We start from the raw sequence: 23,958 nt of genomic DNA, 5'->3' as shown, positions 1-23,958 counted from the left end.
TCTTTTAACTAAAGGGGAAACAATATGCAATTTAATAAATTTTGGGGAATCATTTCTTTAGCCGCTATTGCATTAACGGCTTGCGAAGATAAAGCAGTATCAAAACTAAAAGTTGGTGTCATTTCAGGTCCAGAACACGAAGTGATGGAAGTTGCTGCTAAAATTGCCAAAGAAAAATATCATCGTGATGTGGAGTTAATTGTCTTTAGCGATTACACCACGCCAAATGCCTCATTAGACAAAGGCGATATGGATTTAAACGCCTTCCAGCATAAACCTTATCTTGATAAGGAAATGGCAGATAAAGGCTATAAACTCGTGCCTGTCGGCAATACTTTTGTTTATCCAATTGCGGCTTACTCTAAAAAAATTAAATCGATTGCTGAATTAAAGAATGGCGACAAAATTGCCATTCCCAACGATCCAACCAATCTCGGTCGTGCATTAATTCTGTTGGAAGCACAAGGATTAATTAAATTAAAAGACAACACTAAACTACTCTCCACTCGAGTAGATATTATCGAAAACCCTAAAAATTTAGAAATCCTTGAAGTTGATGCACCACTATTACCTCGCACATTAGATGATGTGGCATTTTCGATTATTAATACTTCTTATGCAGGTCAAATCGGTTTGACGCCAACTAAAGATGGTATTTTTGTAGAATCGAAAAATTCACCTTATGTGAATATTATTGTAGCTCGTGAAGATAACCAACATAGTGAGGCAGTAAAAGACTTTGTAAAAGCCTATCAAACAGAAGAAGTATTTAATAAAGCGAATGAAGTCTTTAAAGGGGCGATGGTACAAGGCTGGTAATCTTTTGACGATTTAAAGTAAAAAATGAGTATTTTAGATTAAAAAATACTCATTTTATATAGATATCATCTAAATTTATTTAAATACATCTTTTGCTTCTTTAACCAAAGCCTCTGGCAAATGAATCCCTAACGCATTTGCAGTCTGCTTATTTAACGAAAGCTCCATTTTACTTACTGAATGGGTCGCAATTGAACCTGCTTTTTCGCCTCGCAGTACTCGTGCTGCAACTTTTCCCGTTTCTACACCAATTTCATATTGATTAACTGCATAAGCAGCCAATGCCCCACGCTGAACGGTATCACGATCTGCTGCTATCACAGGAATTCCACCTTCTAATGCCGCTTTATGCAATGCCTCATAAGCAGAAACCACCCCATTATCTTCGGTAATATAAATCGCTTGTACCTTCCCATTTAAACTACGAGCAGCTGATCCAATATCTGCACTACGCTGTACCGCAACAGGCACAACCGTAATATTAACATTTTTTGCCGCTTGTTTGAGTTCTTCCAATACGATCGTAGAATTCACTTCCCCTGCACTATACACATAACCAAGGCTTTTTAAATTTGGCACAAATGCTTGAATTAATTCTAGTTGTGGCTCAATAGGCTTGTGATCTGAAATCCCTGTTACATTTGTCCCACTTGGCTCCCACGATTTCACCAATTTTGCCGCAACAGGATCAGTAACGCCTGAGAACACAATAGGAATAGAACGAGTAGCCGCCACTACAGGCTGTGCACTTGGTGTAGTAATCGGAATAATCACATCAGCTTTATCTCCAACAAATTTGCGTGCAATTTGAGCTGCTGTCGCACTACTTCCTTGTGCAGATTGAAAGTCAATATGAATATTTTTACCCTCAACAAATCCCTCTCGAGCTAACTCTTCAATCATCCCCTGTCTAATGGTATCGAGTGCTGGGTGTTCCACAATGGCGGTGATCGCCACATTTTGCAGATTTTCTTTTACCTCCGCTCCTGCCACAACAGAAAAAGCACCGAATAAACTCACCAATAATGTTTTCGAAAATTTCATAAAATCCCCTTGTTAAAATTAAGTAATGTACTATCGAAATAGTACGCTAAAACAAAATCTTCTTCAACTCTCCAATTTGATCTCTCACTGCTGCTGCTTTTTCAAATTCAAGATCTTTAGCGAAATCCCGCATTTGCTGCTCAAGTTGTTCCAGCTCTTTTTCTAACTCTTTAAGGGATTTAGCAGAGTAATTTGTAGATTTTGACACCTGATTGACCGCTTGTTTACTTCGTTTTGGTTTATCGCTTTGTCCAATATCTAATAATTCCCCCACTTTTTTATTGAGTGCCTGTGGTGTAATACCATTTTCCTCATTATATTTTTGCTGCTTCTCTCGGCGACGTTCTGTCTCAGTAATCGCTTTTTGCATCGAATTGGTAATGCGATCACCATAAAGAATTGCCTTACCATTCAAATTTCGAGCGGCTCGTCCGATAGTCTGAATCAATGATCTTTCCGAGCGAAGGAAGCCCTCCTTATCGGCATCAAGAATAGCAACTAGCGATACTTCTGGCATATCCAATCCCTCTCGCAATAAATTGATCCCCACTAATACATCAAACATTCCCATTCGTAAATCGTGAATAATTTCCACTCGCTCAACCGTGTCAATATCGCTATGCAAATAACGCACTCGTACGCCGTGTTCATCAAGGTAGTCGGTTAAATCTTCTGCCATTTTCTTCGTTAGCGTAGTAATCAGCACCCGCTCATTAAGAGCGACACGTTTATGAATTTCAGACAACACATCATCAACTTGAGTGGCAACAGGACGTACCTCAATAATGGGGTCAAGCAACCCTGTCGGACGCACCACTTGATCAATAACATCACCATTTGATTTTTCTAACTCGTAATGACCAGGGGTAGCCGACACATAAATAGTTTGTGGTGCAAGGCGTTCAAATTCCTCAAATTTTAAAGGACGATTATCTAACGCCGAAGGTAAACGAAAACCATACTGCACCAACGTCTCTTTTCTCGCTCGATCGCCACGATACATTCCACCAATTTGTGGCACGGTAACGTGGCTTTCGTCAATAATCAATAAGCCATCTGCGGGCATATAATCAAAGAGAGTCGGTGGAGCTTCTCCTGCTTGTCTACCCGATAAATAGCGTGAATAGTTTTCAATGCCCGAACAATAACCAAGTTCATTCATCATCTCAATATCAAATTGAGTACGCTGTGCAAGCCGTTGCTCTTCCAGTAACTTATTTTCTTGAAGTAAATTATTTCGCCTATCTGCCAGTTCAATTTTTATCTGCTCAATAGCGTGTAAAATACGTTCACGAGGCGTAACATAATGCGTTTTAGGATAAACCGTATAACGAGGTACTTTACCTAAACTATGCCCTGTCAGCGGATCAAAAAGAGATAAACTCTCAATTTCATCATCAAACAACTCCACACGCAAAGCGATATCATCTGATTCAGCAGGGAAAATATCAATGACCTCGCCTCTTACTCGAAATGTCGAACGCTGAAAAACCTGATCATTACGAGTATATTGTAGTTCTGCAAGTCGAGTTAAAATATCACGCTGATTAATGATTGCCCCCACTTGCAAATGCAGCATCATCTGCATATACGCATCGACATCACCCAAACCATAAATTGCCGAAACAGAAGCAACAACAATGGTATCTCGACGTTCTAGAAAAGATTTAGTCGCTGATAGACGCATTTGCTCAATTTGTTCATTAATTGAAGCATCTTTTTCAATAAAAGTATCGCTACTTGGCACATAAGCTTCGGGCTGATAATAATCATAGTAGGAAACGAAATATTCGACAGCATTTTCAGGAAAAAAGGCTTTCATCTCGGCATAAAGTTGAGCAGCCAATGTTTTATTTGGAGCAAGAAGCATTGCAGGGCGATTAAGAGAAGCTATCACATTCGCAATAGTAAATGTTTTACCTGAGCCTGTTACCCCTAATAAGGTTTGATATGCTAGCCCATCATTTAACCCCTCAATTAGTTTTGCAATGGCCGAGGGCTGATCACCAGAAGGCTTAAAAGGACTATGTAAAATAAAAGGTTTACCGTGTTTCTCGCTCATAATAAAAAATCCTTAACCAAATAGGCTAAGGATTCTATCATAAGCAAGCGGTGGGATTTGGCAAAAATTTTGCAAAATCCCATTAATTAAGAGATCGTAGTCCCCTCATCTGTTCCCATCACAACCTGACGTAATGCCCCTGCTTTACCCATATTAAAGACACGAATCGGCATAGCATGATCACGAGCTAATGTAAATGCCGCTAAATCCATCACTTGCAATTCACGCTCAATAACCTCTGCATAAGTTAATGTTTTATAAAGCATCGCATCTGGATTTTTAGCAGGATCTTTATCATATACTCCATCAACTTTTGTCGCTTTTAAAACAACATCAGCTTCAATTTCAATACCACGCAAGCAAGCTGCAGAGTCCGTTGTAAAAAATGGGCTTCCTGTGCCAGCAGAAAATATCACAACACGCTGCTCACGCAACATCTTAATCGCCTCTGACCAGTTATAAGTATCACAAATTCCATTTAGCTGGAAAGCAGACATCAATTTTGCATTGACATCAGCACGATGCAAGGCATCACGCATCGCTAAACCATTCATCACTGTCGCCAACATACCCATATGATCGCCCACAACACGATTCATTCCCGCCTTTGCTAGTTTCGCACCACGAAATAAATTACCGCCCCCTAGAACAACCCCGACTTCCACACCTAACGAAAGTATCTCTTTAATCTCTAATGCCATTCGGTCAAGAATTGATGGATCAATACCAAAACCATCCTCACCCTGCAATGCTTCGCCACTCAACTTTAACAAAATACGTTTATAAATTGGATTACTCATTCTTGACCTCTTTTTATGATTAACTGAATTGAAAATATCGTTATTATAAAGTAGCGAATGTTTACTTGCTACATAGTATTAAGACATTGTCTTAAACATAACCTTTAAAATCTTTCTATTTTTGACCTAATATCACAATATGCACTGTAATTTCTTCACGATCATGGTAGAGGTGTTTCGCCTGTACTTTAAACCAAAAACCTTGCTTAGTGAGTTCATCTCCAATAGATACCAAGCATAATTTGACTTCTTGATAACGCTTCTTCATTGGCAGCTTCAGATTAAAAATTGTCTCTCTACACCAGCCATTGACCAACCACTTAGCCATCAATTTTGTAATTCGCATCGGCTGTTCTACCATATCGCACACCAACCAGTCGATCTGCTTACGTTTAGGCGGCTGAAATTTAAATCCATCTTCCTCACAATGTTCAATCCTCCCAGTCTCGTGTAAACTCGCCGCCATCTTACCGTGATCAACGGCATAAACGAATAGGCCACGTTTTACCAGCTGATACGTCCAACCCCCAGGGCAAGCTCCAAGATCTACCGCAACCATTTGATCGTTCAAACGTTTAGCTTCTTCGGCTTTTGGTAAAAAAGTCAAAATAGCCTCTTCCAATTTCAATGTTGAACGGCTTGGAGCATCAACAGGAAATTTTAAACGAGGAATACCCATCAAAAACGGTGAGCTATTTTCATTATAAGCATACCCCACATAACAGCAGCCAGCACGCACAAATAAAATATGTAAAATAATACTATTTTTGGAAGATATTTTCTCTTTCAGCCACCCCATTTTTCTTGACGCATTACGCAATGGCACAGTAAATTTTCGACAAAACGTAAGTAGCTCTTTTGCCTCATTGGTATCAGGTGTATCCACCACGACATCACAACTATTTTGCAGGCTTAATTGCTGATATTTTGCCATAATTGGAGAAATTCGATCATTCTCAGGCAAATTTTGCAACAAATCGCCCACAACCAACATCTGACGCACAAAAATCAAAGTATCCAACCTTAATTCTCGAGCCAATTTATCTGCCTCTCCAGCTTGATAACACTCAAAAATCACATAGCCGCTATTCTCCCGAAGATTGGCAAAACCAAATACGCCTTGCTCTGCAGCTCGCTCACTGATTTCTGCAGCAACTTCCTTCTCAAAGCCAGCTCGACAATACAGTGCTAACTTATTCATTTTCGCTCTTCTGTCTGACAATTGAGATATAACATAAACCTGCCCAACCAATTAAAAAAAGTAGACCACCAACAGGTGTAACCCAGACTAACCCGCGATCAGCCCCCAATGCCAAGGCATATAAGCTGCCACTGAACAATGCAATCCCCAAACTCCAACTTCCGCCAATCAAACGAAACGCTTTAGTCCGACAAGCGGGCGGATTTTGCCGAAAATTTGCAATTTGAAATAAGCCCAACGCCAGCAAAGAGACTGTATGAAACATCTGATATTTCAACCCTGTCTCAATCCACCCTAGCGATTTTAAATCCAAATCCGCTTGTAATCTATGCGAAGCAAACGCCCTAAAGGCCACACAAAAAAAGCCGCTCACCGCAGATAAAAATAACCAACAATTTTTCATTTCTTATTCTCCATATAACTTCATTTAAAAACAAGGCAAACACTAAGTTTGCCTTGTTTTCTTCTTTACTTATGCGATTAATCTGTTGATTTCCAAACTTCAGGATCAACGCCTCGCTTAATCAGGTTAGGATAGTCTTCTATCTTGAATTTAGGTTGTTGAATACCTGATTGAATTTGTTTTTGGTAGTCTTTGAGAATGAGCCATACAATTGGAGCGAGCAGTATAATTGAAACCAAATTAATCATTGCCATTGATGCCATTACAGTATCAGCGAATGCCCATACGATGCCACCATCACGCACAGCACCGAAATAAACAAAAAATAGAACCACTAAACGAAAGCCAAGCACAAAACTTGGTGTATTGCGGATATAACGGACATTAGTTTCTGCGTAGGCGTAGTTACCAATAATTGATGTGTAGCAAAATAGTAGTAGGATAAAAGCTAAGAAATGCAATCCAAATTCGCCAACGTGGAATTCCAGTGATTGCTGTGTAAGTGATACACCTCGTAGAGCCTCGCTGCCATAATTATCTGACATCAAAATAATAATTGCAGTACAGGTACAAACAATAATTGTATCGACAAAAACCCCCAACATTTGAATGAGTCCTTGCGAAGCTGGGTGTTTGGCATCAGAAGTTGCCGCCGAGTTAGGCGCTGATCCCATACCTGCTTCGTTGGAGAATAACCCTCTTTTAATCCCCATTATCATTGCTTTAGAAAAAATTGCACCAAACATTCCGCCAGCCATTGCTGAAAAATCAAAAGCACTTTGAACAATATTTGATAAAACTGCTGGCACTTTTTCGATATTCATACCTAAAATTATCACTGCCATAATAAGGTAGAACAGTGCCATCATTGGTACAACTTTTGCTGAGACTTGAGCTACTCGTTTTATTCCACCAAAAATGATAATCGCTGTCAAAACGACGAGAGAAATCCCCACATAACTAGCATTCCAATTCCACGCATTACGTGTTGCTTCGACGATGGAATTTGCTTGTACGGCATTGAAAGCAAAACCAAATGTAAAAATTAACGTAATAGCGAAAGCAACCGCTAACCAAGGTGCTTTTAAGCCTTTGGTGATGTAATAGGCAGGACCGCCTCTAAACATACCATTCGGATCTCGTATTTTATAAACTTGTGCTAGTGAAGATTCAGCAAAAGCACTGCTCATACCAATCAGAGCAGTAATCCACATCCAAAACACGGCTCCTGGTCCACCCAATGCAATCGCTGTAGCGACACCACCAATATTCCCGACACCAACACGACTAGCAAGTCCTGTTGCAAATGCTTGGAAAGGTGTAAGCGATTCACCTTCTGCTGCACGCCCTGACCACATTTCACGAATACTACGAGGCAATAGACGGAGCTGAACCAACCCTGTTGTAATGGTAAAAAACAACCCAACGCCTAAAAGAGTAATCACCGTTATATCCCAAAGTGGTCCATCAATATTATCGACAATCCACTTCAGCATACTTTCAAATTGAGCAACAATGCTTTCCATAATGAGACCTTTGTAAATATTTTGTTATAAAATTATTCGTAATAGATTAAAAAATGAGTCTTTATTCTAAACTTTTTATCTCGTTAGAAGAAGTCTTTTTATAAATTGAATAATATTTATCAATCTAACGTTTAAATAAACCCACTGGTGCGACATCAATTAAGCTGCCGTGAAATAAGATTATTCCAAAGCTAATTAATATAATTCCTAATAGTAATTTTAAACCAAAAACTGACCGCTTACTCTGTGTCTCGGAGAGATACCAGCGGCTTATTTTGGCTGCTCTTTTACGAGCGACAAGCACAATCATTGCAAACAGACTCAAAGTTAATCCTGTGCCAGCCGCCATCACCAAAGCTGAAAAGATTCCCCAAAGGTATAAATCCAATGTATAAGCTAAAAACAATACCAAAATCGCTCCTGAACAAGGACGCAAACCAATACTGAAAATGACCAATAACATTGATTTCCAATCCTGTATTTTTGCCAGCTCATCAGAAGAGGGTAAATGTTTATGTCCGCAACCACATTGCTCTGAATGAATTTGAACTTGATGACCTGCGTGATTGCTATGTAAAGGCACTATTTTATAAATCTTGACCACTTTCTGGGCTGATTTTCGCCATACTTTAATCCCTTGATAAAGCCAATAGCAACCAAACAAGATCATTAAAATAAAGCTACCTCTTTCCACCCATTTTACAGTCAGATTAAAATAACTTCGAGATAACATCAGTCCTACAACCAAAACGGAGACGAGAGCAATCGCCACTAAACCTTGTGCCAAAGCAGACAATAAAGTAATACGCATCGCTTGTGGTAATTTTGCTTGCTCTATTGAAAGATAGCTACTTAAAATAAATTTACCGTGCCCTGGTCCGACTGCGTGAAAAACGCCATAAAGAAAGCTCACCACGAATAAAGTTAATCCTGCTTGCTGTGGTTGTTGCTCTATAAAATTGAATGCTTGAGAGATTTGTTGATTAAAACTTTTTTGCCAATTGACAACCTGAAAAAGTAAGTAAGGATAAATCTGATAAATTAAAAAAACTGCTGCAAAAATTATCAAAATACTGACCGCTATCCAACTACCTTGCTTTGTTTTTGAGCGAACTGTTTTTGGCTGACAAGTCTTTAGGGAAGTTACTGTTGATTTTCCTGCTACTGGCATATCACATTTACCTTTTGTGCAAACTGTGCTCCCAATGATCCGCCACTTTCCAGTGGCATATCTGGCGTTTCAGTTCTATCTAGCTTTGAGGCATAAAGCCTTAAAGATTGATTTACTTTCGCTTCCTCTAATACCACTTGGCATTGTGTCGGATCACTACTGCTCACATCATTTTTACTTTCATAACCCATATAAAGATAATAGCTAGGCTCAAATGTGAACAATTTAAAACGCTGACCTGCAACTTGTGGTGGTTTAGCAACAGGCAAGAAAAAATCATAAATAATGCGGTTATGTTCAATACGCAATGTCGGTGTTTCTGGAAGGGATTTAAATTTAACAGGCTGGTTTTGCTTATCATAAAATTCACTGAAGTAATGAGCCTGCACTAATGACTGTTTAAGCTCTTCTAAAATTTTTTCACGAGCAGCCGATTTGTCTTTACTACTATTTATTTCATAAATCAACTCAGACGAAGTAATTTCGTCTAGCCGCCAACTCATTGCAAAACCTTTTAACTTTCCTTGCTCAATACGGACTTGGTTTTTCATATCTAAAAACGAGTGAGGGTGAGCCAATAATTGGAAAGGCAAGCACCCAAAGATGACCGAAAAGCCTAGCTTCATCAGATATTTTTTCATCGTACTATCAACTATTGAGATAATCAAATCATTTACACAATCCAACCATTAATACGCCCAATCTCGTAAAACGACGGATACAAAACGAACAGAATTCCATTTGTAAAAATAGGACGAGTTGGTCGATAAGCCGAGTTCTGTCGTGGACAATCATTCCTCTAGGCGTAACATTACTATTACGCTCAAGCAACCTACCCGAATTCTGAGCGGGCCACTCATTGAATTCCTATTTGGTCTTGCTACGAGTGGAGTTTACCTTGCTGTGAACTGTTACCAGTCACACGGTGTGCTCTTACCACACCCTTTCACCCTTACCTTTATAAAAAAGGCGGTCTGCTCTCTGTTGCACTTGTCGTCAGCTCACGCTGCCCAGACGTTATCTGGCACTCTGCCCTATGTAGCTCGGACTTTCCTCTCGTTTACTTGTCCCCTAGATTATGCAATTGCAAATTTGTGCCATTACAAACTTGAGGGCTTCAATAAACCAGCGATTGTCTAACCAACTCTGGAGGTGGAGTATAGCCGTTTTGCAAAAATTTTCCAAGTATTAACCGCTTCACCTATATTTTTAGCCCTTAGTATGTCAAAAATAAAATACAATAGCAGCAAAACTTAAGAAAGGATTTCCTGCCACATTGCGGCAACAAATTGACGTTCCAAAATAAATTGGTCTGCTTCCACTACACTCTCTTTACCCAATAAATTCAAATGATGTACTTTATTTCGCAAAGTGGTATAACAACGCTTTAATTGCTTTCCCTTCTCAACGTCTAAAATCCCATATTCAATAGCAGTCTCGAAAATTCTGACATTATCTGACCAAACCGCCATTTGTGGAAAACGATCCGCATTCGCTAATACTAAATATTGTGCTATAAATTCAATATCAATAATACCACCACGATCTGTTTTCAGATGAAACTGTCCCTGCTTTACCTGTGCTAGATGTTGGTACATCTTCTCCCTCATCGTTTTCACGGATTGCTGTAACTCTATATTCACCCTTGGCATCACTAACACGGATTGTCGAATTCCCTCAAAAAGTCGCTCTAGCTTTTCGGAACCATAGACACAACGACTACGCACTAATGCTTGTGTTTCCCACGTCCACGCTTCTTGTTTTTGATATTGCGAATAAGCATTAAAAGTACTCACCAGTAAGCCAGCTTCGCCAGAAGGACGCAACCGCATATCAATGTCATACAAAATGCCCGCACTGGTATTAAGATTAAAGATCGAATTTATTTTTTGGGTTAATTTCAAATAGAACTGATGACTTGGGATCGATCTTTTACCGCCTACCGTTTCCCCTTCTTGTGGAGCATTATGTAGAAAAACTAAATCAAGATCGGAGTTATAGCCTAATTCAATTCCACCTAATTTCCCATAACCAATCACGGCAAAACCTTTTTCTTGTATTTCTGAATCTATTTGCAAATGATCAGGCAAACCAAACCGCTGAACCAAAGACTTCCACGCAATCTCCACAACCATTTTAATGATCGCTTGTGCAAGATAAGTCAGATGGTCACTGATTTTCATCACAGGTAATACCTCCAAAATATCCGCACACGCAATCCGCAATAACTGACTTTGTTTAAACTGACGCAAACCGTCAATGATTGCCTCTTCATCATCTTCAGAAATACGCAGCAAATAATCGTGTAAAATCCTTGAATATTGTTCTAATTCAATAACTTGCGTTAAACTTTTTAATACAATTATCTCATCAAGCAGCATTGGATAACGTGCAATTTGTTCAGCCACCATCACCGATTTACCACAAAGCAACATCAACTGAGGAATAATTTGCTCATTTTCAAGTAATAGTTCCAAATAAGTGGTTCGAGTGGTGATTTTGTCTATAATTTTCAGCAGTCGAGGTAACAGGCATAAATAATCACTCTCTTGACAAACCGCATCTAATACTTGAGGCATCAGCTTGCGTAACGCCTCACGACCTCGAATACCAATTGAACGCTTTACCCATTCTTGAAAAGTATGTTCTAACAAGTCAAACAGCACAGTATAATCTGATTGTGCCACAGGATAATCAGACAAGACGCTTGCTAAGTCATCAAAACTAATTTGATAATGTAAGATATCCCGCCATTGTGCCAACTCTCGTCTTTCTTTTTCTGACTCGACACCATTTGAGCTGCCTTCCTCGCCAATTAACGCCACAAAAATTGCCTGCACATTCGCTTGATGAAAGGCCAATAAACGCAGAAAGTCGTCCCAGCCATTTAGTTTTCCCTCTAGGCGTTCTTTGTTTATATTTTTCACTTTATAAGCAAAATCAAAATTTGCCCCTTTGGCCTGATTGATTGCAAAAATAAGCTGAGATTGAACCGCTTGATCTTCTGGTAAAGTTTGAGTTTGTCTATCGTCAATCGCTTGCAAAACATTTTCCACATAACGCAAAAATAGATAAGCGGCTTCCAAACTCTCTGCTTGATCTGCATTCAACAAATTAAGTTCACCTAATTGAGGCAACACTTTCAGCAAACTGCGTTGCTGTAAAATTTTATCTCTACCGCCTCGAATCATTTGGAACACTTGCACAATAAATTCTATTTCACGAATTCCCCCTGCCCCTAGCTTAATATTATTATGCAAGTTTCGCCGCACAACCTCTCGACTAATTTTTTGCTTCATTTCTCGCAACGATTGAATCGCACTAAAATCTAAATAACGACGATAAACAAATGGGCGAAGTAGCGATTTGAGGTAACGATGATGATTGTTTTGCAAATTCTCACCAAGAATTTTTGCCTTAATCATCGCATACCTCTCCCAATCACGCCCCTGTTCTTGGTAATAATCTTCCATCGCTGCAAAACTTAGCACCAACGCCCCACTTTCACCAAATGGACGTAAACGCATATCTGTTCGATATACAAAACCATCAGGCGTAATCTGATCTAGTGCTTGAATTAAACGCTGTCCTAAGCGAGTGAAAAATTGACTATTTTCAATAGGTTTGTGTGCGAGAGTGTCGGCTATATCCGTTTGCCCTCCCTCTGGATAAGTAAAAATCAAATCCACATCAGACGAAAAATTTAGCTCTCGACCGCCTAATTTCCCCATACCTAAAATAAGCAGCTCCTGCCTCTCACCTTGGGCATTTTTTGGCATACCATATGCTTTACAAAGCTGGATAAACAACCAATCCCTCGCACTTAAAATCAAAGTTTCCGCTAAATCCGATAAATGTTCAAAAATAAATTGAGGATCCACCAGAGCATTTGATTGCAAATAACTCAACGCTGCCATCTCTTGATGACGAAACAGACGCAAAAAATGGTGTAATTGTTCTTCAGTGCTAATATTTATCGCAATTTTTTGCCATTTTTCTGCATAATTCCCAACCGAATTTGGCATAGGCGGACTGACTAACCATTCTTGCAATAATGCAGGCTGTTTCTGTAATGTTCGTAACACGAAATCAGACATCAATACCGCTGTCTGAATTAAAGAGTATTGTGCCATCTCTGGTACGCTAAAATTATGTTCTAATAATAATTCAGCTAAAATTTGCGTATTTTTATTTTCTATAACCATAACTATTATTTTGCTAATTTAATAAAATAGCGTTCAAGTGTGTGATATGATAAATAACTCACGCCTAACGTCCCTAAAATTGAGATATAAAATAATTCATTTAATGTAAATACATTTAATCTATTCAATAACTGATACACAATAGGGTGTAACAAATATACACCATAACTTATTTCACCTAAAGTATGGAATAAACGATGTATAAACCGTGGCAATGGAAGTGGGAATTGAAAAAAGACAAGGACAGTTAAAATAGATAATATTGTCAATAATAATCGATGCTCACCTGAAATAATCGCAGAGAAATCACCTGAGACAGGATAATAAACCCAAAGTATCATTATCCCTATATATAAAAACATATGATTTCTATTTTCTGATCTACTCTTGCAAAAAAATCCAGCAAAAACACCGCTTGCAAAGAGGAAAATCTGATTTAATGGGTGAATATAATAAGACCAATTTTGAGATAAACTTAAATTATCAAAAATAATAAAGTAAGCAAAATAGCTATAAATAAATAACAATATAGCTAAAACAGCACCAAATAGCCTAATAGATTTAGATGATAATAAAATAAAAAATGGAAACAATATGTAAAAAAACAACTCATTGCCAATAGACCAGCCACCTGTTACTAAATATCCATCATAGTTTAAAATAGAAAACAATCCTGTTATATTTAATATTAACGTTATCCAAACTTGGTATGAAAAATCGCCATTCATATAGAAAACAATGAGCGTTACCAATGCAAATAAAGGTAAAATTCTAAATGCTCTTTTCTTAAGAAAAACTAACCAAGAACTAAATAAAGAAAAATCTTTCTGATTATAAATCAAACAGAGTGTTAATCCACTTAGAATATAAAAAATAGATACGCCATAAATAGCAAATTTTTCAATAATGCCACTTACATCAGGCTTTAGCCCTTGAAATATCAAAAAATGATAAACCATTATCGTCAATGCCATAATACCCCTTAAATAATCAAGGGAGTATATTCTGTTTTTCATTCTATTAACCTTTTTATAATCAAATAATAAATCTTTATTATCTCTCAATTACACTCAAAATAAAAAATATCTATTTATATAAAAAACTGACTCCGACAATATCGGAATCAGCTTCAAAACCATCAACTTTTAAAAATGAATATAAATAAACCTTAAATAACTTCTAACACAAAGTAGTTTTGCAATCGCTCATAAATAGGATCAGTAACATTAATACAGCCATTCGTCATTATCCGATCAGAGACCTTATTAGAAACGATTCGTTCTAAACGACGTTCTGAGGGTTTACGAGTCCAAACTCTATGTAATGCAAATAGGAAATTTCCTTCCTGTTTAAATCCTAAAACTGTACCACCATAACCAGGGAGCTTAGTTGCATAAAGTGTTAAATCAAACGTTCCTTTCGGCGTAGTTTTTCCAATTAATACTTTATGACAATCGCCTGTATCCGAAAAACAAAGCTCTGCTGTACGAATGTTTACAATCACCTTTTTATGGTGCTTTTGTATCTTTGCATAGGCAATCGCCTCTACAGACGATATGGCAAATACAAATATGATGGCTAATTTAAAAACTCTCATTATTAAACCTAAGTATAACAATATAAACTATCAATTTAAACTACTGGCGAATAAGTGCTTCAGTTTGTTTTATTTCACGAATGATCGCCCCTGGATCTTTATTTGGTGGACACACAGCGTCAACAGGATCGACAGCTCGCCAAAAGAAACTGCGAGCATAAGCTTTATTATCAAATACGACCTTATATTGGCAAGTAGTAATTCCATCAGTTCCTTGACTTGGCGTGTTAAAATGGAATAAATAGTTCCATTCTCGCACATGGAATCCCTCATAAAATTGCGGATAGCCGATCAACTTATAAAGCTGATCTTTTGTCATTGCTGAGCGAATATTTAATAAATTTTCTATGTTAGGAAATGTTCCTCTGTTTTTATCAAAAGCAGCTGAAGAAAGATCTGGCCATCTAAGTTCAGTAACCGTGCCATCACTTTTGATCGTTGAACCTGAACACCCTGCTAACACAAGAATAACAACAACACTGACTAACATTGTTAACTTCATTTAATTTTACCTCATAAATTAAAAATAGCAGACAGCATTGTCGTACAATCCTGTCTGAAAACCACGCTAAAGCATTTCTACCATTGGAACCCAGCACTCATTGTTGCACCGACGTGTCCACGGCTATTGCTATTTATAGAACCTTTTAAGATCCAATCGCCGCCATCACTGATTGCTGAGATACCGATTGCATAAGCTTGTCTGCCTCTGTAGGTACTTCCGCCAATCGCAATCATACTTTTACTTGGTAAATAAGCCTGTGCTAATCCACCAGTCGCCATTGCTGAAGCGATACCTGCATTTGCATCGTTATCCACTTCATTAATACGAGTATTTAATCCAGCAATTGCTCTACCTAGGCTATGTAATTGGCTACCATTGACAGCATCAGTTGATGTTGGAGAAATCTCACCTGCAGCTACGTTTTGAATACGGCGTTCATTACCAGTAGAACCGACTGATACCGCACCATTCGCTTTTGCACCAGCAAAATCTCCATAGGTAATACCACCAATCGTCGTTCTTAAAATAACGCCTTTATCGCCAGCCGTTGTTGTATCACCTTGTTTACCCGCTAAGCTAAGATGGCGAGTTCCTTCTTGGTTACCTGCTGTAACCTGTGTTTGGTTACCCAAATACACAGAGTTTTCAATGGTATTTTTAACGCCACTACCCAATACAAATGTATTACTTGAATTAATCACATTATTATTACCAACAGCATAGCTACCTGTTAGCTCATCACCTTGATCTAGCACTTCAACACGGTTTAAGCTACCTAATGCACCTGAATTTTTAGTCAAGACTTGGTTATCGCTACCGATACTGACACTATTATTACCTTCGGCAACATTAGTCTTACCGACAGCAACTGCATTTTTACCATTTGCTTCTGATTGGAAACCTACAGCAGTAGCATATTTCCCTGCTGCACTTGAGTCCTCATTACTTTTGTCTGAACCAGTCGCAGGATTAGTACCATCATTAACGTGGAAGAAACGAATCCCCTCTTTATTCATATTGTTGATTGCTTCTGTTAACGTCATACCACGTTTTTCGCCGCCTTTCACATCATAAGTTTTGATAATATCAGTACCAATAACATTATTAGTGATAGCTTGTAAATCACCCACATTTACTGCATTCAACAGAGCATCTTCTTCTGCTTGTATAATGGCTTTTGCAATCGCATTACGTTCAGCATCGGTTGGGTGCCTCACATCTAAAATAGATACCTCGCTATGAACAGCACTTGCGATATTTTGCAATTGCACAGCGTTATCAGAGCCTTTTTCACCGACTAGTTTCACCTTATCACTTGGCGTTGAACTATCTGCTTTATTGGTATTGATATAAGCTAATGGGCTGTCAATCTTTAGAGCAATTTTACCCACTTGATCGACCTCTACAATTGCCGTCGTGCCTTGACCATTTGTAAACTCAACTGTATTACCTGCTTTTACTTTGCTAGTAACATTCGTCCCATTTGCCTCTTTGCCATTGATATTAAAATGACTGTTACTCACCGTCTCGACCACATCGCCTGCAGTCAAGACCTTGCCTGCATCGTCAGGGCTTGTGAGGCTCACATTACCAGTAGCAGAAATGATTGGTTTATCCGCTTTTGCCACATCAACATTGTAGGCATTTTGACCACTTAAACTCGTTATATTGGTTACCATAGCCAAGCCTGAGGCTGTAACTTCGGTCTTCGCACCTTTAAGCTGCTTCATATTCACCGCATCAGTATCAGCTACGCCATCAGCCACATTGGTAATTTGCTTATTGCCCGCATTGATACCATCTTTGCTAACCATTGCATCACCGACTTTGACATTGTCAAACGCCACCTCTTTTTTGATCTCAACCGTTACTTTGCCGCCATTTTCGCTGATGATAATATTGTCGCCACCAAAAAACTCAATCGCATCGCCTAATTCGATCAGCGTGCCATCTTTGCCATTAGCTTTGACAATAAAGCCTGCGTTGTTAAGTGCCTCTGCCACAGTGTTTACCGTTGCCAGCTTATCGCCATCGGTTTGGTTACCCGTTGCTTTGCCGCCAGTTACCACCATGTTACCCGTTTTGGCTGCAATCTCGCCTTTCTCGTTAATGCCAACAGTAACATTATCGGTCTTCGCTGCGACTTCATAGCTGGTGCTGCTATCTGCATTTTGCCTCTTGGTAACCGTTACGCCTTGGTCGCCAGCTACTTTAGTGGTTGAGGCGACTTGAACCGCTTTAAGCTGCTTCACTGTCGCCGCATCGCTGTCGTTCTCACCATCTTTAACATTGGTGATTTTCACAAGGTTACCATCTTTATCACCCACTTTGACATTGCCCTTACCATCGCTAGATAATTTGGGTACAGTGTGATCATTGTCTAGCTGAACATTATTAAACGCCATATCATCAATGCTAATGGTGAAATCGCCGCCATTACGCTCAATTTTCACATTTTTGCCCGCTTTAAGCCCTAGCATATCGCCAGATTTAATCAGCTGACCATCTTGCTGATCATTGGCTTTTACAATAAATCCAACACTATTGACCGCTTGCACGACGGTGCCAACCGCTGCTAACTTGTTCTCATCGCCCACTTTAGCTGCTACTTTACCCCTTGATAGAGATTGATCTGGCTTGGTATTATCGGTCACTTTCTCTATCTCACCCGTGTTGGCTTTTAATCGAGTTTTCTCTATGCCATCTTCTACAAATTTCTCGGTAGTTAGCGTAGTGTCGTCCATATTAACATCAACTTTCACCGTTGAAGTTTTACCGTCCCTATTTATCACCACAGCCGATGTACCCATGCCGTTGATAAAGTTTACCGTGTCATATGACTTAACAAAGTCTACCGCAATACCATTACCTTGTAGATTCCAGCCAGCGTTTAGCACATCACCCACAGTTGCCACATTGTTGTAGATATTCTGTACCTGTTGCGGTAAAGCTTGGTTGCGAGTGAAATCAGTGGCTAGTCGGTTGCCCAAACGCTGATTTAAACCTACAATTTTATCGCCAATATTGACCGCTTGTGCGAGTGAACCTGCCGCATTGTTTAGCGTGGTTGGCGTATTGGTGCCACCCTTACTCGGACTATTTAATGTAGCAGTGATTTGATCTGGATCGACTTCATCGCCACCGCCATTTGGCTGGGTGTAGAACTTGCCATCAGTGTGCTTATACACTTTATTACCGTAGCCATCAGTATACATCATAGACGTTTGAGCTGTGCCTACCACACCTTGGGCATTGACATTGACAATATAAACATCCTGACCTTTATCACCTTGTGATTTGCTCACCGTGGCAAGCCCCATACCTTTGACTTCCGTCTTAGCTGCATTTAGCTGCTTCACATTTACCACATCGCTGTCTTTCACACCATCTTTAACATTGCTAATAGCTTTTTGACCCGCGTTAATGCCGTCAGTTTTTTCAATGCTAACCGAACCTACTGTCACTTTATCAACCTCAACTTGATCTTGCATTGAGAAAGTAAAATCTGCCCCAGATTGCTTAACTGTGAGGTTTTTGCCTGCTTTAAGAGTAATTTTCTCGCCAGCTTTGATCAGCTTATCTTCTTTCGTACCAGTCTGCATACCCGAGTCCTCTTTATCAGCAGTGATCTTAAATCCTGCGTCATTTAACGCTTTAACAACGGTATCCACAGTAACAAAACGATCGCCATTAGTTTGATTTGCAGGATCGACCTGTGCTATGCCATTAATGGTTGTAACGCCAGCTTTATTGATATCCACCTTAACTTTTGCACCACCATTGTCTGTAGTTACTGTCACCGTTGTGCCAGTACCATTCTCAAAGTTAAGCGTATCGCCTGCATTGATTACATCATTGCCAGTGCCATTGTTTTGCAGCTTAAAACCAGCTTTATTGATAGCTTCTACCACGCCACTAACGGTCAGCACTTTTTCGCCATCGGCTGGATTTCCCAACTTGCCATCAGCTGTTGCATTTGGCACAGTGGCTTTTTCTACAGTTACGGTATAAGTTGTGCCTTTAGTCGGATCACCATTGATATTAGCTTTAGTAACTTTGGCTAACTCTGCACCTACCACTTTAGTTTTGGCTTTGTTTAGCTGAGCTATATTCGCAGCGTGGTCGTCTGCTGTACCATCAGCCACATTGGTGATCTTAGCCGCTTCGCCATTGTTGCCCTTGCTCACTTTTAGATCACCTCCATTTGCCGTGATGGAAGGTGTATCAGCTTGGTTATTACCTGTCACAAAAGTAATTTTTGGAGAAACAACGCTACTGCCAGTAATTGTCGTGCTATTATTTTCTCCCACACTCACCTTTTCTTTGGCATTGACTGTTTTGGTCTCAACACTGTCTATTTTCACGTCTTTGTTTAAAACGATTTCAATCGTGTCTTGATCTACATTTGGAGCAGTTTGTTTAACTTGTGTTGTGATATTTTTATATGTACCTAGTGCTGGTGCAGTACGGTCAATAATGGTATCACCACCTTGAATTTTTAAGATCTGACCATTTTCACGAGTGACTGTCGCTCCCCAAACGCCATCGGCTTGATAACGAGTTTGTGGAGAAGCTGCTTGTAGCTTACCTTCTTGGTTTACCCAAACAGTTTGATCGTCCACGTCAATATCTAACTGAACAGTGTTTTCTGTTAGCTCTGTAGTATTTTGACCATCATTAATCTTAAAGCGAGTACCCTTACCATCTTTAAAGGTAATGCTGTCGTCTTTTTTGACATCATCTTTTTTATGTGCTGCATCGTAGGCTGTATCATGATCTTGCTGTCTTGCCTCGTGCTTCAATTCCCAGCTTGAGTTTTTGAGCTGTCCAACATTGACGGCATCAGTGTTCTCTATACCTTGAGCAAGGTTAGTGATTTTCACTGGGGTATTGGCATTACCAGACCCGACACGTAAGCTGCCATTCAATCCGTCTATAAACGGAGCATTGGTAATATTTTGACCTGCTGCGTCAGCAAAGATGAATTTTAGACCAACAACGCTAGTACCTGTAATATTTACTTTTGAGCCAGCATTGCTACTAACGCTGATAGACTGGCTTGCTTCTACGCTATTAAAGTTTACATCACGCTTAGTTTGAACTTTAAACGTCTTATCTTGGCGACCAATTTCTAAATTGTCGCCAGCTTCAAAGATCAGCTCATCTCCTCTTTTAACAAGCTCGCTTGTAGCCATATCTCTGCCTTGAATTTTGTTACCTGCAGATTTGACTTTAAAGCCTACTTTATTAATGGCCTCTACTACAGTTTGAACAGTAGTCAGTTTGTTAGCATCACCATTATTGACAACCGCTTTGCCTTCATCATTAGTGTTCGCAGCACCTTCATTGATTGTCCCTGTAACTGCTTTTAACCTATTGCCGCTATTTGCATCAATGGTAATCGTCGTGTTATCAGTATTAACATCAACTTTGATGGTATTTTTCTGGCTGTTATCAGAACTAACAATGCTAACTGTCGTTGCATTACCATTTTCAAACACAACAGTATCATAAGGCTTTACAAAATCTTTAGCACTTTCGTTATTGCCATCTTTATGAGCCAAATTCCAGCCTGCATTTAGCACATCTCCCACGCTAGCCGCTTTCGTTTCGTCAAGTTGCTGTGGCTTGGTGTTGCCAGTTGCACCATGAGCGGTCAGATTTGGCATCAAACCTGTAATGCTAGTAATGCCTTTTAATACCGAATTGAGGGTAAGTGTGAAATCGTTACTCACAGCAGCTGTAGTGATGTTTTGGTGGTTGCCGTTATTATTGTCAGCCGCACCAACAATATTAAGCATTTCGCCTAATTTTTTGGTTACGCCAGCACCATTGTCATTGCCTTTAAAAGTAATACCTTGAGTATCTACTTTATTTTTGAAATCTACGCCTTTTTGGATTTTATCTTGTATGTCTTTTGTTAAACCAACGGTATAATTGGTTACATTATCAGCGCCATCAGTGCTTTGTACTTCCAAGCCGTTTCTAGCAAAGACTTTCGCACCCTTCGCATTAATAGTGTAGGTTTTCTTATCACCATTATCTTGCACATCTACGCTAACGATGTTCGTACCTTTTTCAATCACTGTACGGCTTGCTCTCAACTGTCCAACCGTCGCTGCGTGGTTGTCATCTGTACCAGATGCAATATTTTTGATGACCTTGGAGCCAGCATTAATACCGTCTTGGTTGATTTCGATAGCTTTATTGAGATCTATCTCATTACCAGTCATTTTTTTCACAATTGCATCAGCAGGAATGATCTGCAAGCCCGTACTCTTTAAAATAACATCTTGCCCTTGCTCTGCCTTATCAGGGGTAAATTTGATTGAACCTGTACCCATGACAATATTTTTGGCTAACTTGACCACTAGTTTGTCAGTACCATCACTCACCACACCGATATTATTCTCGGTTAAGTTACCTGCAATTTTCTCACCACCAGAGACAGTCAGCTTTTGGCTATGAATACGAGTAATGTCATTACCTATATCACCACCAAACTTCAGGTTTGCACCCACAGTAAGGGTTTTCTTCAATTGACCAAAGTTCACTGCGTCGCTATCCTTCACGCCATCTTTGATACCAGTTAGCGTTATATCTTGATTGCCGTTACCACTTGTGAGCTTAATAGTGCTACCGTCATCACCCTTAGTGATTTTTGGGGCATCATTACCCAGCTGTATGCTGTCAAAGCTTACATTACGCTTAGTTTGAATCGTAAAGGTTTTATCTTGGCGACCAATTTCTAGGTTATCGCCCGCTTTAAATACCAACTCTTCGCCATTTTTTATCAATTGGCTAGCCACCGTATCAGCACCATTGATTTTATTGCCCTCCGATTTGACTTTAAAGCCTATGTCGTTGATTGCTTTAGCAACGGCTTTAACAGTGGTCAATTTATCACTATTGTTTTGAGCTTGTGGATCTTGAGCTTTGCCGTCAGTGATAGTAATATCAGCTGTATTGATATTCACCTTAACTTTCGCCCCACCATTGTCTGTAGTTACTGTCACCGTTGTGCCAGTACCATTCTCAAAGTTAAGCGTATCGCCTGCATTGATTACACCATTGCCAGTGCCATTGTTTTGCAGCTTAAAACCAGCTTTATTGATAGCATCAATCACACCTTTGGCACTTAAGACTTTATTATCGTCATTAGCATTGTCGTTTAGCTTACCGTCGTTATCGTCATCATTTGGCACAGTGGCTTTTTCTACAGTTATAGTGTAAGTTTTGCCCCCCTCTATCTGATTATCTGTTGAACTCACTTTTGCCAAACCATTTGCTTCAACCTTGACTTTGTTGTCTTTTAGTTGCTTAAAGTTCACTGCATCGCTATCAGATTCACCCGCCTTAAGGTTGGTGATTTTTACTTCACTTTGATCGTCTGTACCCATTATTTTGATAGTATCTTGGTTATCGCCTTTTATAATCTTTGGCCCTTGGTTACCAAGGGTTATCCCTTGATTAAAAGTAGCCATGGCAGTTGAAGTCAGATTTTGAGTGATGATATTGGTTACCCCTTTAAGCTCCTTATTTAGTGCAAATTCAAGTGTACTGCTACTATTCGCTTTGGAAACGATGATGTTTTGGTGATTGCTATCCTTTTTACCGTTCAAATTAAGTGTTTTATTACGGGAGGTAATTTGTACTCCTTGACCATTATCCCCTTTCACAGTAATGTCATAGCCACCTTGTACATTCTTGGCAAGATTCTTGGCATATTCGGCCACTGCCCGTAGCTGAGCAACGTTTACCGCATCAGAATCCGCAGAACCTGCTGCCACGTTAATTATTTGGCGGGTGAATGTGGCAGATTTGGGAGCAGTACCCGTTGAATCCCCCACTGAGACTGCCCCCTTTGTCTCCCGAACAGTCTCTTTAATATCATTGTGATTAACTCCTTGAGGTCCCCAAACACTATTTACTCGAGTATTAGGCTGCACATTAATCTTATTAGTACTCACATTGTCGCTAGTTAGTGAAAATCTATCTGTTTTTGAATATGCTCCTAAAGCCACGCCCTCTTTTGCACCTCCATGTGCTTTATAGCCAATCGCAGTAGAACTTACATAATTATCACCACCAGTGGCACTAGCTCCAGAACCAATCGCAATAGAATATTTACTTGTAAGATTTGTGTTATAGCCAATGGATATTCCCTCTAGAGCCTTTACTTTAGCTGCGTGTCCCAAAGCGACTGCACCACCTACATTTGCGGAGCTACTCTCTCCCCATGCAACAGTGTGCCCTGTACCACCATTACCTGGGGTATTATGCCCTCCCCACGCCATACCAGTATATAAGCTAGAGAGTACTAAGATGCTGATAATGGTTAGTTCGCCGTAGTTGCTTAGATGATGGCTTGGGGTGTCAGTCGTTTGAGATACTACTGGGGCAGCCAGGCTTTGTGATTTGACTTTGGTGGCAGATTTGGCAAGCTCAGAGACCACTGTCCAAGTTTGGGTGGATTTGTTGAAGATGACTTTGAAGATTTTATTCATACCGACCTCCAAGTGTCATCAACGCACAAGGAGAGATACTAAGTGTCGGTTTAGAAAGGGCGTATAGAGGGCGTTTGAGAAAAATTAAACCGTCGGCATGGTAATGATGAATAGTGCG

The 23,958-nt window shown here is 39.6% G+C and carries 14 protein-coding genes and 1 other RNA gene; 1 reads left to right on the top strand and 14 read right to left on the bottom strand.

What is annotated here, in order from left to right; genetic code table 11:
* Window positions 1-24 precede the first annotated feature (24 nt).
* A complete protein-coding gene (gene metQ / locus EV693_RS04295) occupies window positions 25-819 on the top strand; it encodes a methionine ABC transporter substrate-binding lipoprotein MetQ (protein ID WP_132501155.1) in 795 nt (264 codons plus the stop codon).
* Between the two features lie 75 nt (window positions 820-894).
* Here metQ and EV693_RS04290 read toward each other — a convergent pair whose 3' ends face one another.
* From EV693_RS04290 to EV693_RS04225, 14 genes are all read right to left on the bottom strand, one after another.
* Window positions 895-1,863: an ABC transporter substrate-binding protein gene (locus EV693_RS04290; RefSeq protein WP_132501154.1), complete on the bottom strand. Its 969-nt coding sequence runs from the start codon at window positions 1,861-1,863 to the stop codon at window positions 895-897.
* 46 nt (window positions 1,864-1,909) lie between these two features.
* On the bottom strand, window positions 1,910-3,925 hold the full coding sequence (gene uvrB / locus EV693_RS04285; RefSeq protein ID WP_132501153.1) for an excinuclease ABC subunit UvrB: 2,016 nt from the start codon (window positions 3,923-3,925) through the stop codon (window positions 1,910-1,912).
* An 86-nt stretch (window positions 3,926-4,011) separates the two neighbouring features.
* Window positions 4,012-4,725 (bottom strand): UMP kinase, encoded by a 714-nt coding sequence (gene pyrH, locus EV693_RS04280; RefSeq protein ID WP_132501152.1) that lies wholly within the window; start codon window positions 4,723-4,725, stop codon window positions 4,012-4,014.
* Window positions 4,726-4,840: 115 nt separating this feature from the next.
* On the bottom strand, window positions 4,841-5,926 hold the full coding sequence (rlmM, locus tag EV693_RS04275) for a 23S rRNA (cytidine(2498)-2'-O)-methyltransferase RlmM (RefSeq protein ID WP_132501151.1): 1,086 nt from the start codon (window positions 5,924-5,926) through the stop codon (window positions 4,841-4,843).
* Entirely contained in the window at window positions 5,919-6,329 is a 411-nt protein-coding gene (locus tag EV693_RS04270) for a DUF423 domain-containing protein (protein WP_132501150.1), read from the bottom strand. Before EV693_RS04270 ends, rlmM begins: the two co-directional genes overlap by 8 nt.
* Before the next feature lie 77 nt (window positions 6,330-6,406).
* Window positions 6,407-7,855, bottom strand: coding sequence for an alanine/glycine:cation symporter family protein (locus tag EV693_RS04265; protein ID WP_132501149.1), 1,449 nt, complete (start codon window positions 7,853-7,855; stop codon window positions 6,407-6,409).
* Window positions 7,856-7,979: 124 nt separating this feature from the next.
* Window positions 7,980-9,026 carry a nickel/cobalt transporter gene (locus EV693_RS04260; protein WP_132501148.1) on the bottom strand — a complete coding sequence of 349 codons (1,047 nt, stop codon included), beginning with the start codon at window positions 9,024-9,026 and terminating at the stop codon, window positions 7,980-7,982.
* Entirely contained in the window at window positions 9,017-9,667 is a 651-nt protein-coding gene (locus tag EV693_RS04255) for a DUF1007 family protein (protein ID WP_243694569.1), read from the bottom strand. The genes EV693_RS04260 and EV693_RS04255 overlap by 10 nt, the downstream gene beginning before the upstream one ends.
* Window positions 9,668-9,777: 110 nt before the next feature.
* Window positions 9,778-10,174: RNase P RNA component class A (gene rnpB, locus EV693_RS04250), an RNA gene on the bottom strand.
* 105 nt (window positions 10,175-10,279) lie between these two features.
* Window positions 10,280-13,231, bottom strand: coding sequence for a bifunctional [glutamate--ammonia ligase]-adenylyl-L-tyrosine phosphorylase/[glutamate--ammonia-ligase] adenylyltransferase (gene glnE, locus EV693_RS04245; RefSeq protein WP_132501147.1), 2,952 nt, complete (start codon window positions 13,229-13,231; stop codon window positions 10,280-10,282).
* A gap of 5 nt (window positions 13,232-13,236) precedes the next feature.
* A complete protein-coding gene (locus EV693_RS04240) occupies window positions 13,237-14,247 on the bottom strand; it encodes an acyltransferase family protein (protein WP_132501146.1) in 1,011 nt (336 codons plus the stop codon).
* A 152-nt stretch (window positions 14,248-14,399) separates the two neighbouring features.
* Entirely contained in the window at window positions 14,400-14,828 is a 429-nt protein-coding gene (locus tag EV693_RS04235; protein ID WP_132501145.1) for a murein L,D-transpeptidase, read from the bottom strand.
* A 40-nt stretch (window positions 14,829-14,868) separates the two neighbouring features.
* The gene (locus EV693_RS04230; RefSeq protein ID WP_165904873.1) at window positions 14,869-15,330 is read right to left on the bottom strand and encodes an outer membrane protein assembly factor BamE; all 462 of its coding nucleotides are present in this window, start codon (window positions 15,328-15,330) and stop codon (window positions 14,869-14,871) included.
* 77 nt (window positions 15,331-15,407) lie between these two features.
* On the bottom strand, window positions 15,408-23,840 hold the full coding sequence (locus tag EV693_RS04225; protein WP_165904872.1) for a YadA-like family protein: 8,433 nt from the start codon (window positions 23,838-23,840) through the stop codon (window positions 15,408-15,410).
* Between the last annotated feature and the right edge of the window lie 118 nt (window positions 23,841-23,958).

Origin of the sequence: Nicoletella semolina (assembly GCF_004345745.1) — a bacterium.
Taxonomy (GTDB): Bacteria; Pseudomonadota; Gammaproteobacteria; order Enterobacterales; family Pasteurellaceae; genus Nicoletella; species Nicoletella semolina.
The sequence above is the reverse complement of the archived record's forward strand: the minus strand, read 5'-3'. Positions and strand labels throughout refer to the sequence as shown.